The sequence below is a fragment of the Arthrobacter sp. Cza30 genome (assembly GCF_059090765.1).
The window spans coordinates 137,522-151,028 of sequence record NZ_JBNHGA010000009.1; the positions used below are offsets into that span (position 1 = coordinate 137,522).

General features: G+C 71.6%; 11 protein-coding genes. 2 read left to right on the forward strand and 9 right to left on the reverse strand.

Annotated features, from left to right (window positions below; all coding sequences use genetic code 11):
• Positions 1-99: 99 nt before the first annotated feature.
• The gene (locus tag AC5RVZ_RS27185) at positions 100-900 is read left to right on the forward strand and encodes an alpha/beta fold hydrolase (RefSeq protein WP_494068731.1); all 801 of its coding nucleotides are present in this window, start codon (positions 100-102) and stop codon (positions 898-900) included.
• Positions 901-924: 24 nt separating this feature from the next.
• Here the strand turns inward: AC5RVZ_RS27185 and AC5RVZ_RS27190 are convergent, their stop codons facing one another.
• The 6 genes from AC5RVZ_RS27190 to AC5RVZ_RS27215 form a co-directional block, all read right to left on the reverse strand.
• The gene (locus AC5RVZ_RS27190) at positions 925-2,964 is read right to left on the reverse strand and encodes a vWA domain-containing protein (protein ID WP_494068732.1); all 2,040 of its coding nucleotides are present in this window, start codon (positions 2,962-2,964) and stop codon (positions 925-927) included.
• 39 nt (positions 2,965-3,003) lie between these two features.
• Complete coding sequence (locus AC5RVZ_RS27195; protein ID WP_494068733.1) at positions 3,004-4,395, reverse strand: sigma 54-interacting transcriptional regulator; 1,392 nt, start codon at positions 4,393-4,395, stop codon at positions 3,004-3,006.
• Between the two features lie 50 nt (positions 4,396-4,445).
• On the reverse strand, positions 4,446-7,355 hold the full coding sequence (locus AC5RVZ_RS27200; RefSeq protein ID WP_494068734.1) for an FtsK/SpoIIIE domain-containing protein: 2,910 nt from the start codon (positions 7,353-7,355) through the stop codon (positions 4,446-4,448).
• 66 nt (positions 7,356-7,421) lie between these two features.
• Positions 7,422-8,279 (reverse strand): PP2C family protein-serine/threonine phosphatase, encoded by an 858-nt coding sequence (locus tag AC5RVZ_RS27205; RefSeq protein WP_494068735.1) that lies wholly within the window; start codon positions 8,277-8,279, stop codon positions 7,422-7,424.
• Positions 8,280-8,395: 116 nt separating this feature from the next.
• Positions 8,396-9,388, reverse strand: a complete 993-nt coding sequence (locus AC5RVZ_RS27210; RefSeq protein WP_494068736.1) for an aldo/keto reductase — start codon at positions 9,386-9,388, stop codon at positions 8,396-8,398.
• Positions 9,389-9,451: 63 nt separating this feature from the next.
• Complete coding sequence (locus tag AC5RVZ_RS27215; RefSeq protein WP_494068737.1) at positions 9,452-10,138, reverse strand: large exoprotein; 687 nt, start codon at positions 10,136-10,138, stop codon at positions 9,452-9,454.
• A gap of 193 nt (positions 10,139-10,331) precedes the next feature.
• On the opposite strand from AC5RVZ_RS27215, the gene AC5RVZ_RS27220 reads away from it, so the two are divergent.
• Positions 10,332-10,835, forward strand: coding sequence for a DUF4282 domain-containing protein (locus tag AC5RVZ_RS27220; protein WP_494068738.1), 504 nt, complete (start codon positions 10,332-10,334; stop codon positions 10,833-10,835).
• Between the two features lie 22 nt (positions 10,836-10,857).
• Here AC5RVZ_RS27220 and AC5RVZ_RS27225 read toward each other — a convergent pair whose 3' ends face one another.
• The 3 genes from AC5RVZ_RS27225 to atpD form a co-directional block, all read right to left on the reverse strand.
• On the reverse strand, positions 10,858-11,607 hold the full coding sequence (locus AC5RVZ_RS27225; RefSeq protein ID WP_494068739.1) for a YaaA family protein: 750 nt from the start codon (positions 11,605-11,607) through the stop codon (positions 10,858-10,860).
• 168 nt (positions 11,608-11,775) lie between these two features.
• Positions 11,776-12,036, reverse strand: a complete 261-nt coding sequence (locus tag AC5RVZ_RS27230; protein WP_494068740.1) for a F0F1 ATP synthase subunit epsilon — start codon at positions 12,034-12,036, stop codon at positions 11,776-11,778.
• A 2-nt stretch (positions 12,037-12,038) separates the two neighbouring features.
• On the reverse strand, positions 12,039-13,487 hold the full coding sequence (atpD, locus tag AC5RVZ_RS27235; protein ID WP_494068741.1) for a F0F1 ATP synthase subunit beta: 1,449 nt from the start codon (positions 13,485-13,487) through the stop codon (positions 12,039-12,041).
• Positions 13,488-13,507: the final 20 nt, after the last annotated feature.

Sequence of the window (13,507 nt, forward strand, 5' to 3'; positions counted from 1 at the left end):
ACGGACCTAGCCTGGAGCCATGGCGGTCATGCGGCACCGGATCCTCCGGCACGACTCTGCGGAGGCTGCGCCGACGGGCGCCGGCGACGGAGTGCCGACATGGTGACCGGAACGGGCCCGGTCACCGTGCTCGCCGTGCCGGAGGCCCCGGGCCCAGGGGGCTCCCGCCGGCGCGTCGACGTCGGCCCGCTCGCCTTTCGCGTGCTGGCGAGCGCGGGTCCGGCGGGAAGCGCCCGCGCACCCGTCGTCCTCGTCCACGGGATCGGGATGTCGCATCGCTACTTCTCCAAGCTGCACGACCTCCTCGCAGCGGACGGACCGGTGTTCTCGATCGACCTGCCAGGCTTCGGCGGTCTGCCCAAGCCCGGGAAGGACGTCGATGTCGCGACGATGGCCCACGCCCTCGGCGAGGTCGTCGCGTCCCTGGGCGTCGGGCAGGTGGTGCTGGTCGGGCAGTCCATGGGGTGCCAATGGGTCGTCGAACTCGGCGCTCAGCACCCGGAACTCGTCGCCCACGTCGTCACCATCGGGCCGGTCGTGGATGCCGCGCATCGCACAGCGCTCGCTCAGGCGCTCGCGCTCGCGGTCGACTCCTCCGGCGAGCCCCCGGACGTGAACGCGATCGTCTTCACCGACTACATCCGCTGCGGCGTCCCGTGGTATCTCGCGCAGCTGCGCCACATGCTGCGCTACCCCATCGAGGAACGCGTGGCCGAGCTGTCGATGCCGCTGCTCATCGTGCGCGGCGGGCGCGATCCCATCGCCGGGCAGGAATGGTGCCGGCGACTCCGTGACGGCGCCGCCGACGGGCAGCTCGTGCTGATCCCGGGCCACCATCACAACTGCCAGCAGTCGGCGCCGCGGGCCGTGGCATCCGCGATCCAGGCGTACGCCCCCTAGCCGGTTGCTCCGGTCCGAGCCGGCTCACCACCAGGACCGTCCTCGCAGCATGCCGCCGAAGTCCTCCGGGGACCCGCTGCCGGTGTGGCGGGAGCCGAGGTAGCTGTCCACGACCGCACGGCCCAGGTCTCCCAGTTCGGGCGCGACGACGTTGCCGCCGCAGCGGCGGGCGAGCGCGTCGATGAACCGCGCGAGACCCGGGTCGTCGCCGAGGCGGAAGAAGGTCGTCTGCGCTCCCAGCCGCTGTGCGGTGTCGAGCTCGCGGACGGTCGCGGCGACGGTGCGCGCGCCCGGCGGGTACGCGAACCGCACGTGACCGTCCGGCTCCAGGTGCGCGGTCGGCTCGCCGTCCGTGACGATCAGCAGCACCGGCTGCGCGGCCGGGTGACGGCGGAAGTGCCGTTGCGCGAGCATCAGCGCGTGGTGGAGGTTCGTGCCCTTGTCCCAGACGGCGTCCTTCGCGGTGAGTCGTTCGATGTCCATCACCTCGGCGTGACGGGCGAAGGCGATCAGCTGGAGGCTGTCGCCGCGGAAACGCGTCGAGATGAGGTGGTGCAGCGCGAGTGCGGTGCGCTTCATCGGCACCCACCGGCCGTCCATGGCCATCGAGAACGACGTGTCGACGAGGAGGGCGACCGCCGCCTGCGTCCGCTCCTCCGTCTCGACCACCTCGACATCCCGGGTGTCCAGGCGCACGCCGGCCGAGGCGTCGCCGCCGTCCGCGACGGTGCGCAGGACCGCGTTGGACACCGTGCGGGGGATGTCCCAGGCTTCGGTGTCGCCGTACGCCCACTCGCGCGTCGCGCCCGTACGGTCCCCCGCCGCCCCCGCGTTGCGCGTCTCGCGACGGCCCGTCCGGCCCGACCGCCTGGTCGCGATGTCGCGCAGCAGCGCCCGGCCGAGCTGCCGCATGGCGCGCGGCGTCAGCCGCAGCGCGCCGTCGGAGGCTCGGTGGAGCATCCCGGTGTCCTTCAGCTGCTGTTCGAGCTCGCGCAGCGCACGTGCGCTCACGGCCGCGTCCTCGCCGATGAGCCGTGACAGGGCGTCCAGGTCGATGTCGTCCATCCGCGCGCCCGGGTACATCTGACTCAGCTGGTCGGTGAGCGCGTCGAGGTCCGACAGATCCTGCATGACACCCGTGGCCTCCCCCAGGCCCGTCGGCTCGTCACCCGAGAACGATGCCGAGCCGGTCCAGTCCTCACCCGGTCTGAGCGAGCGCAGATTGTCGTCGAGACGTGCGAGCGACTGCATGAGCTCCGGCGACCCGAAGGCCTGCGCCGCGAGGCTCAGCAGCTCCTCCCGCTGCTCGGGGGTCATGGAGTTGAGCATCCGCTGCGCCGCCGCCGAGCGCTCGGCCAGTGCGTTCATGAGCTCGTCGAGATCCCGCGGGTCCTCGGGGAACTGCTCTCCGTGCTTGCGCATGAACTCGTCGAAGTCCTCCTGCGTGTCCTCACCCAGGCGGCGCTTCTCGAGCAGGTCGTTGAGGTCGTCGAGCATCTCGCGGATGGCCTGACGATCGGCTTCCGTCGCGTTCTGCAGCGCGTTCTTCATTCCGGCGAAGCGCTGATCCAGCAGCTCGCGGCCGAGGAGCTCGCGGATCCGGTCGTAGTCGGCGCGCGCCGTGGGGCTCTGCCACTCGTAGTCGGCGAGCTCATTGACGGCCGCGGCGGTGCTCGTCGGCAGATTCTCCAGCCGCATCTCGGCGAACGTGCGGATGTCATCGTCCAGTTCGACATCGCGGACGAGGTGCTTGCGCTCCTCGAGGACGGCATGGTCAAGGAGTGTGCGGATCTCGTCCAGCGTGCCGTCCAGACGGTGTCGCCGCAGGAGCTCCGCACGCCGCTCGCGCACCCGCCGGGCGATGTCGTCGAGCCCCGGGCGGTCGCGCTCGCCACGGCGGAGGTACTCCCGCAGTGCGCGCTCGGCCGAGGTCCCGGACATCACGTCCTGGCCGATCGCCTCGAGAGCGGAGCGCACCGCGACCGGCGGCGCGAGCGGGTCGCCGCCCGCGTAGCGGCCGTAGCGCATCGTGTGCACTGGTGAGCGGTGGAAGCTGCGGACCATCAGCGCCGCCTTCCGCTCCTCGCGGCCGCCCGCGTCCCGCTAGCCATAGACGGTCTCCCCTTCCGCACTCTCCTTGCCGATTCGTCGCTCGAGGTACAGCGCCTCCAGCAGCATCTCCAGCGCTCCGGCCCGCTCGCCGGGAGTGCGGGCGTCGAAGCGCTCGGCGACCTCGTCGTACAGGTCGGATTCGCCCAGCACCGGCAGTGCGGCGAGCACGTCGGAGGCGGGCACCTGCTCGCCTGTCATGACGGTGGAGCCTTCGTGCAGCGCGTCCACGAGCACGCGGGCGTCGAGGCCTCGAAGGTGCGCGCGCGCCGTGTCGGCGATCGCGGTGCGAAGCAGGTGCTCGAGAATGGCGCGCTCGCGCCCCTCCTCGCCCGTCTCGAACTCGATCTTGCCGCCGAGCACCTCCACGGCCGTCTCGAGATCGACCGGGCGGGCCACTGCGACCGTCTCATGCTGCCGCGTCGCCCGGTGCAGCGCCGACGCGGCGATCGTCTCGGCCCCCGCGATCGAGAAGCGGGCCGAGACGCCGGCGCGCTGGTCGACGGCCTCGGACTCGCGCAGGTTGCGCGTGAACCGCGCGAGCACCTCGAGCAGATGCTCGGGCACCGCGGCGACGAGGTCGGCCTCCTGGCGGATGACGGCGATCTCCTCGTCGATCGTCAGCGGATAGTGGGTGCGGATCTCCGCGCCGAAGCGATCCTGCAGCGGGGTGATGATCCGGCCGCGGTTGGTGTAGTCCTCCGGGTTCGCTGTCGCCACGACGAGGACGTCGAGGTCGAGCCGCAGCAGGTACCCGCGGATCTGGATGTCGCGTTCCTCCATCACGTTCAGCAGCGACACCTGGATGCGCTCGGCCAGGTCCGGCAGCTCGTTGATCGCGACGATCCCGCGGTGACTCCGTGGGACGAGACCGTAGTGGATCGTCTCCGGATCGCCGAGCGAGCGACCCTCGGCCACCTTGATGGGATCGACGTCCCCGATGAGATCGGCCACGGAGGTGTCGGGCGTGGCGAGCTTCTCGGCGTACCGCTCGGAGCGGTGCCGCCACGCGACCGGCAGGTCGTCGCCGAGCTCAGCGGCACGGCGGAGGGATGCCGGGGTGATGGGGTGGAACGGATGCTCACCGAGCTCGGCGCCGTCGATGACCGGGGACCACTCGTCGAGGAGACCGGAGAGGCTGCGCAGGAGCCTCGTCTTGCCCTGGCCGCGTTCGCCGAGGAGCACGATGTCGTGTCCGGCGAGGAGGGCACGCTCCAGCTGCGGGATGACCGTAGTGCCGAAGCCGTGGATGCCCGGCCACGGGTCCCTTCCCTCAGCGAGCGCCGCGAGGAGGTTCTCCCGCAGCTCCACACGCAGCGGACGATGGGTGTGCCCCGACGCACGGAGCTGACCGGTCGTGACGATCCCGGAGGGCGACGGTGTCATGACGAGAGAGTAGGTCGCTCCGGCACGGGTGAGGGCCGTATCGGAAGAAATCATGCCCGTCGCCCGGGCGACGCCGCCGGCAGCAGCGCATCGGTCAGGACGCATCCGCACGACGGGTCGGCCGGGCCGGGCCGTCGGGGAGAACCACGCGCACGGGCTCCGCTCCCGGCCGCCGAGATCAGCCACGCCCGCCCGCGACCGGGCTCGCAGTACGGCGGCAGCGCGCGCGAGCCCGCCAGAACGCGCATCTCCGGGCCACAGGCGGAGTCGATCACCAGGTCGTGGTCGCCGCGCATCTCGGCCAGGAGCCGCCAGTGGCGCTGCCAGTCGTCCGGCTCGCCGACGACGACCACCCGGTCCTCTCCGACCGCCGGCGGCCCCGCGACGTGGTCGTCGATGTTGACCGCCCGGACGCCGCGCGCTTCCCATTCCTGCACGACCCGCCGGGCGGCCGGTGAGCGCCGCGCGACGAACCCGGTGAGGCGCGAACCGGGGTGCCATGGCCGCGGCCGCGGCGAGGCGTCGGCGGACCGCGGAGGAGCCACCGCGATCTGCAGCTCGAGCGCGCCCAGCCGGCCGCGCCCGGGGCACGCGTCCGGATGGAACGTGGCGGGCTCCCCGCCCGCGGCGGCGTGATCGAGGCGCGTGGCGTAGCGCAGGACGAGACGCTGCCCGAACAGGTCGGCCAGTCGCGGGACGACGCCGGTAGAGCGGTGGGCGCCCGCCACGACGAGCACCCGGTCGCCGGTGGCGCGGCGGAGCGTCGTCTCGAGGCGCTCCAGCATGACCTGCGCGTACTCGGACGGCAACCGCACCGCCATCGCATCCAGGTCGTCGATCAGGACGACGCTGCCGGCGGCCGGCGGGCGCTCCGCCAGGCCCGCGACGGCGTCCCACAAGCCCTCCGGGTCAGCGGGCACTCGCACCACCGGGCCCGGTGCCTGCGCCGCGACGAGATCGAGGACGTTGCTGATGCCGGATCCGGGACCGCCGAGCACGAGCAGGGCCGGATCGCCGATCGCGAGGCTGACAGCCTCCTGGCGCTGGCGCTGCGGCTCGTCGCCCAGACCGAGCACGATGGTCTTCGTTCCGGGGAGGGACGAGGTCAGCTCGTTCAGTGTGATGCGGCGCGGCAGAGACGGCAGCCAGGGACGTGTCGGCGCGATCCGCGGCGGGACGGCGGCCACAGCGGCGACATCGCCGGGCTCGGACAGAGCGATCCGCACCTGCTGCGGTGCGGCGTCACCCGCACGCAGGACGAACGCGTGGCCACGGCCCGCGGGTCCGCCCGGCAGCCGGGAAGCTTCGGCTGTGCCCAGCAGCATCCGGCTGTCTCCGGCATCCGTCACGCGCAGGCTCAGGCGCAGCGGGCAGTTCGCGAGAAGGTTCTCGCGGATCACGCCGGTCGCGCGCTGAGTGCCGAGCACGAGATGGATGCCGAGCGCGCGACCGCGCGCCGCGATGTCGGCGAAGACCGCGTGCAGCTCCGGATGGTCACCCAGCAGCGCCGCGAACTCGTCGACCACCACGATCAGCCGCGGGAGGGAGACGCGCGGATCGAGGATGTCGCGCGCGCCCGATCCGGCGATCGCGGCTTCGCGGCGGCGCAGCTCCGCGCGGAGGCTCTCGATCGCGCGTCGGGCCCCGGCGCCGTCGAGGTCGGTGATCACACCGGTGACATGCGGCACCCCGGTGAGCCCGTCGAATGCCGTGCCTCCTTTGAAATCCGCGAGGAGGAACGTCACCTGCTCGGTCGTGTGGGTCGCGCACAGGGCGAGGATCCACGTGATGAGCAGCTCGCTCTTGCCCGAGCCGGTCACGCCCGCGACGACGGCGTGCGGTCCGTCCGCCACGAGGTCGATGACCGCCGGCGCGCCCGCGGCCAGGCCGATCACCGCCGGGAGTCCGCCGTGCCGGGCGGCCGGGGCGGCGGTGAGGAGCGGACCGAGGAGCACCGGCTCCGCCGACGCCGGGCCGATGCCGAGCGTCGACTGCGCCCGCATCGCGAGCGCTGCGGCGATCGCCGCCGCCTGCGAGGCGCTCACGCCCTCGACGCGAAGCGGCGTGCCGACGCCGGCGTGCTCGAGCCGCGCGGTGTCCGGGGACTCGACGGTGAGGACCGCCGCGCACCTCGGCGGAAGCGGGTCGCCGGCGCGGGAACGCGCGATGACGATGTCGGTGTCGTCGGGAGCGCGGTCGCCGGGGCCGACCAGCGCGAGCCGGGCGGCGCCCGGAGCATGCGCGTGCGGCAGGAGGCCGGCCCACTCGGCCTCAGCGTGCGGCGAGAGGACGATCCCCAGTGCGCCGGGCGGATGCCCGAGGCACAGCTGCAGCGCGAGCGCCCGCTGCACGGCGGTCGCGACCGGCTCCGTTCCCACCACCACGACACCGGCCTGCGCGGGCAGCACGACCGGCGCCCGCTCCAGCACGCCGGCGCGCCGACGCAGCGCGGCTGCCTCCGCATCACCGTCGCCCCCGCGCACGCGCACATCGCTGGCGACTCGGCCCTCCCCCGCGACTAGGCTCGCCGGTCCCGCGTGCGGGGCACGCCAGATGTCCTCCTCGTGCGCGACGTAGCCTGCGACGTCGGGATGCAGGTCCCACAGCCGTCGCCGCTCCGCGTCATGGCGGCGCTCGAGCATGGAAGCGACGCGGTCGCGCGCCTCCGCTGCCGCCGCGGCCGCTCGGCGGCGGTCCCGGCGAGCAGCGCGCCGCGCGTCGAGCATCGTCGCGACCGCGATGAGCGGCCCCAGCAGCGCCAGCCACAGCGACAGGATCGACCCGGTGACGAGCCACAGCGCCACCGCGCCCACGAGCGGGACGAAGGCGGCGACGACGGGCAACGGCTGGCGAGGCGGCGGCGACCACGCGGGAGGAAGCGTCAGATCGGCGTCATCATCGGCATCGGGGCTCACCGGTGCGACGGCGGGAGGAGCGTCGAGCGGGAGGGGAAGGCGCACTCCTCGAGTGCACCGCACCCGGCGCGAGCGGACGGCCGCGACGGCGCGACGTGTGGAAAGAGCCGATCAGTCGACGACTGTGGAGGAGTCGGCGCCCGAGGCGGCATCCCTGCGTCCGGCGCCCGCTGCGTCGTGGGTGTCCTCGTCCGGGGCGCCGCCCGGACGCCCGACGTCGAGCACGATGATGGAGATGTTGTCGCGGCCGCCGTTCTCCAGCGCCGCGTCGAGCATCGCCCGCACGGCGTCGGCCGGATCCGGATTCTCGTCCAGGAAGTGGCGGATGCCGTAGTCGGTGAGCTCTTTCGTCAGCCCGTCCGAGCAGATCACGAAGCGGTCGCCTTCGGCGACGTCCAGGCGCACGTAGTCCGGGGTGACCCCGTCGCTGGGCCCGACCGCCCGCGTGATGACGTTGCCGTACGGGTGGTTCTCGGCCTCTTCAGGACTCAGCCGGCCTGCAGCGACCAGCTCCTGCACGACCGAGTGATCGGTGGTCACCTGGACGATGGCCCCGTCGCGCACGAGATAGACGCGGGAGTCGCCGATGTTGAGCGTCACCCAGTGCGGGGCATCCCCTGTGGTGTCCAGGAAGACGCCGGTGACGGTCGTCCCCGTGCCGTCGTCGGTGGCCTCGGGATGAGCGGCGATGTCCTTCACCGCGCGGGCGAGCGCCTTCTCGATCGTCTTCGGCGACACCGGCCCGTGATCGGCGACCGCCTGCAGCCGCTCGATGGCGCTGGCGCTGGCGATCTCGCCGCCGACGTGCCCGCCCATGCCGTCGGCGACGACGAAGAGCGGGAAGGACGCGTACACCGCATCCTGGTTCACCTCGCGACGGCGGCCGGTGTCGGTCACGGACGCCCAGGAGAGCTCGAGGGACCCGCCGGGAACCGGCACGGTGCGCGAATGAGTGGAGATCTCGGGCACGGCCCCTTTCCTCCCCGTCTCATCTCGCGCGGTCAGGTGCTCCTGTCGCGTTCTCACATACTAGTGCGGTTCGCCCGCAACGCCTTCCGCACCCCGCTCGTGCGTCGTGTTCAGCGTCAGACGCGGGCCCCGGGGTCCTCCGGCAGCGGGAACAGCTCGTCGATCGCGGCGAGATCGTCGGCCGTGGGAGCCCAGGCGGTAGCGGCGGCCGCGTTCGCGCGCACCTGCTCGGCGCTCGTCGCGCCCGCGATGACGCTCGAGAGCGTCGGCCGGGACAGCAGCCAGCCGAAGGTCGCCTCCAGCATCGTGATGCCCCGCTCGTCGCAGAACGCGCGGTAGGCGTCCACGGCGTCCCACGGCGCGTCGCGCCACACGTGCTGGCGCTGGCGCATGATGCGCGTGTCGGCCGGTGCGTGATCGCGCGTGAACTTGCCGGTGAGCAGACCGTTGTGGAGCGGGAAATAGGGCAGGAACCCCAGGCCGAATCGTTCCACGGCCGGGAGCACCTCCCGCTCAGCGGCGCGGGCGAGGAGGCTGTAGTGGTTCTGGGCGGAGACGAACGGCACGCCCGCGCGCTCGGCGGCGACGTAGTGCGCTTCGGCGATCTGCCAGCCGGCGAGGTTGGAGTGGCCGATGTAGCGCACCTTCCCCTCGCGCACGAGATCCGTCAAGACCTCGAGGGTCTCCTCGATCGGGGTGTGCGGGTCGGGGGTGTGCAGCTGGTACAGGTCGATCCAGTCGGTCCGCAGACGGCGCAGCGACCCCTCCACGGCGCGTCGCACGTACGAGCGGGAGCCCTTCGACCCTGGCACGGGGTATCCCATGTCGCGCCCGTGGTGTCCGAACTTCGTCGCCAGGATCACGCGGTCGCGCCGCCCCTGCAGCGCTTGGCCCATCAGCGTCTCGGAGAGCCCGGGATCCTTGCCGTACATGTCGGCGGTGTCGAGGAAGGTCACGCCCGCGTCGAGCGCCGCGTCCAGGACTTCGCGCGTGCCCTCCAGCGTCTCGGTGCGGGTGCCCGACCGGCCGAAGTTGTTGCAGCCCAGTCCGACGGCGGAGACGAGGAGTCCGGAGCGGCCGACGCGGCGCGAGGGAAGCGGTGCAGTCATTCCTCCACGTTAGCCGGGCGCGAAAGAGCCCCTCGCCCGGGCGGGTGAGGGGCTCTCGCGATGTCACTGCCGCGGCGGCTCGGGCGACGCGGGCGGCTCGGTCGCTGCGGGCGGCTGCTGCCCGGCGGGCGGTGCCGGCGGCGCGGGCGGAGCGGTGTAGCCCGCCGGCGGCTGGTACCCGGCCGGCGGCTGGTATCCGGCCGGCGGCTGATAGCCCGACGTCGCGGGATTCGTGGGATGCCCTCCCGCCGGAACCTGGTTCGGGATGCCCGACCACGTGGTGCTGTCCGCGAGGAAGGTGTTCGCCCACGGCGCCGCGGGGATCGCGGTGTTCCAGCGCGATCGGTCGTACGCGTTGATGCCCAGCCAGACGATGGAGAGGAAGAAGTACAGGATCAGCCAGACGGCTTCCTTCTGCAGCTTCAGTCCCACACGCCAGGCCGCGAGGAGCGTGTAGACGAATGCGGCGAGGCCGATCAGCCAGCCGATGACGGGCACCCAGCCCAGCACGATGGTCCCGCCCCACAGGATGAGGAGCCACCACGGGTTGAGATCGCCGAGCTTGACGAAGATGAGCGTGTTGTACACCGGCACCCACGCGCGCCACTTCCCCTGGACGCCGGCCTTCTCGAAGATCTTCATCAGGAAGAGCGCGGTGAGGACGTAGCCGACGATCGCGAACAGGAACAGGAACGGCGCGATCACGAGCCACGCGAGCAGGGTCCCGTACCCGTAGTCGTTGTCAGTCATGGAACGAACTCCTAAAGAGTCGATGCGGAACGTGTCCGCACACATCGTGTCCGCACACATCCACGAAGCCCCCGGCTCCGCTCGACACATGCTAGCGACGGGGTCGGCCGCCTGTCAGCAAGCGCGCCGTGTCGAGGGATGCCTGCCGATGCGCGCGGTGGATAGCCTGAGCAGAGGCCACGAAAGGGACACCATGAGCGACCAGCACCCAGCCGGATCTCCCCCGCCGCTTCCCCGGCAGTCCGCCGCCGAGGCGGCCAGGGCAGCGGAGACCGCCAGAACGGGCCGGCCGGCTGCTGCCGCCCACGTCCCAGGCGACGATCCCGACGACACGGGGGTGCCCGCCACCGACCTGTCCGACGCCGGCGCCACGAGCCGAAGCTTCCTCGCGGCGCTGTTCGACCTGTCGTTCCGCACCTTCATCACGCGGCGCCTCGCCAGCGTGTTCTACTTCGTCGGGCTCGTCGCCATCGGGATCGGATTCCTGGTGTACTTCGTCGGCGGCGTCGTCCGCGGCTCCTCGCTGATCTGGTTGAACCCCGGCGCTGGGGTCAGCGCGATCGTCGCGACCGTCGTCATCGTGCCGGTGCTGACGCTGCTTGCGATCATCCTGCTGAGGTTCGTGATCGAGGGCGTGGTGGCCCTCATCGCGATCGCCGAGAACACCGAGCGCACCGCCGAGAACACCCGGCGCTGAGGGAATCGACCCTGCCCGTCTGTCAGACGACGAGCTCGAGCTCGCCACGGGCGTTCTCGCGGACGCTCAGTCCCGCGGCATCCGCCCACGTCCGGAAGCCGGCCGCGGAGGCGATCCGCGGCCGCTCCTGAGCCAGTCGACGCACGAGGGCGCCCTTGGCGTGCTTGTTGAAGTGGTTGAGAGCCCGCGTCACCCCGCCGGACTGCTCCGTCACCACCCGCACGTAGCGGGAGGCGACCGACGGCGGCAGCGGACCGAGCGCCACATACACCTCCGACCGCAGGTCGAGCACGAAGCGCGCGCCCACGTCGGCGAGCGCCGCGGTGACGGCATCCGCCCACAGGCGCCGGAGCGGCGCCACCCCTGGAAGCGCGATGGAGGCGCCGAGCCGATACGCCGGGATGGGGTCGAGCGCCCGCACGGGACCGAACGGCGCGGAGTGCACGAGCACATGGGCGCCGAGCCAGCGGCGGGATGCCGCGTCGAGGGAGGCCGCGTCGAGCGCGTCGAACAGCACCCCGGTGTACCGGTCGATCGCCGGCATCGTCGGAGCACCGCGCAGCGCGGCGTTGCGCGCCACCTCCGTACGCTGCGTGGCACCGAGCTTCAGCACGCGCGCCGCCTCGTCCTCGTCGGCCGACAGTGAGACGAGCGCCGCGAGCACCGCCTCGCGCTGCGGCGTCAGCGATGGCAGCGCGAGCGCCTCGAGGTCCAGCGCGGGCCCCGAGCCCCCTGCCCTCTTCGTCTCCGACGGTGGAAGAAGGATCAGCATGTGCAGGGGCGGGTCGCGTCACGGCGGTGTCTGAGCATGGGTTCCGAGCCTGGGAGGAGGATCAGCATGGTGATACGCCAAGGGGCGTTCCGTCTCGCTCCGCTCGCCCGGCGACCGGGATCCGGTCATGCGGGCGAGGCGACGAGACGGAACGCCCCTCGGTCGTTGTCAGGAGATCAGTGCGGCGTTCCCGGCAACGATGGTGAGGTTGTCGCCTTCCATCGAGACGAAGCCGTCCTGCGCGTTGGCGACGATCTTCGATCCGGACGTCTCGGTGATGCGCACCTGGCCCTCGGCGAGGATCGCCAGGACCGGTTCGTGACCGGGCATGAAGCCGATCTCGCCCAGCACGGTCTTGGCGACGACCAGCGACGCCTCCCCCGACCAGACCTCGGCATCCGCCGAGACGAGGCTCACGTTGAGCGGCATGATCAGCCGTTCTCCTTCTGGATGCGTGCCCACGCCTCCTCGACGTCGGAGATGCCGCCGACGTTGAAGAACGCCTGCTCGGCGACGTGGTCGAACTCGCCCTTGACGATCGCGTCGAACGACTCGATGGTCTCCTTGATGGGGACGGTCGAACCCTCGACACCGGTGAACTTCTTCGCCATGTAGGTGTTCTGCGAGAGGAACTGCTGGATCCGGCGTGCGCGGGAGACGACGACCTTGTCCTCTTCGGAGAGCTCGTCGACACCGAGGATCGCGATGATCTCCTGCAGCTCCTTGTTCTTCTGCAGGATCTGCTTCACGGCGGTCGCCACGCGGTAGTGGTCCTCGCCGATGTAGCGCGGGTCGAGGATGCGGCTCGTGGACGTGAGGGGGTCCACCGCCGGGTACAGACCCTTCGACGCGATCTCGCGCGACAGCTCGGTCGTGGCGTCCAGGTGCGCGAAGGTCGTCGCCGGCGCCGGGTCGGTGTAGTCGTCGGCGGGCACGTAGATCGCCTGGAGCGACGTGATTGAGTGGCCGCGCGTCGAGGTGATGCGCTCCTGCAGGATGCCCATCTCGTCGGCGAGGTTCGGCTGGTAGCCCACCGCGGACGGCATGCGGCCGAGCAGCGTCGAGACCTCGGAGCCGGCCTGCGTGAAGCGGAAGATGTTGTCGATGAAGAGCAGCACGTCCTGCTTCTGCACGTCGCGGAAGTACTCCGCCATCGTCAGGGCCGAGAGCGCCACACGAAGACGCGTCCCCGGCGGCTCGTCCATCTGACCGAAGACGAGGGCGGTCTTGTCGAACACGCCCGCCTCCTCCATCTCGTGGATGAGGTCGTTGCCCTCACGGGTGCGCTCGCCGACGCCGGCGAACACCGACACACCGCCGTGGTCCTGCGCGACGCGCTGGATCATCTCCTGGATGAGGACGGTCTTGCCGACACCGGCACCGCCGAACAGGCCGATCTTTCCACCCAGCACGTACGGGGTCAGCAGGTCGATGACCTTGATGCCGGTCTCGAACATCTGCGTCTTCGACTCGAGCTGGTCGAAGGAGGGCGCCTGACGGTGGATGCCCCAGCGCTCGGTGACCTCGATGGTCTCGCCCGGCTCGGCGTTGAGCACCTCGCCGGTCACGTTGAACACGCGGCCCTTGGTGACGTCGCCGACGGGGACCGTGATGGGGCCGCCGGTGTCGCGCACCTCCTGCCCGCGGACCATGCCGTCCGTGGGCTTCAGCGAGATGGCGCGGACGAGGTCGTCGCCGAGGTGCTGGGCGACCTCGAGCGTGATCTCGTGCGACTCGCCCTCGACCGTGATCGTCGTGGTCAGCGCGTTGTAGATCTCGGGAATCGAATCGTGCGGGAACTCGATGTCGACGACGGGGCCGGTGACGCGAGCGACGCGTCCGACGACCGCGACTTCCGTCTTGTCAGCGGTGAGGCTCATGGCTTCTTCTCTTTCGTGTG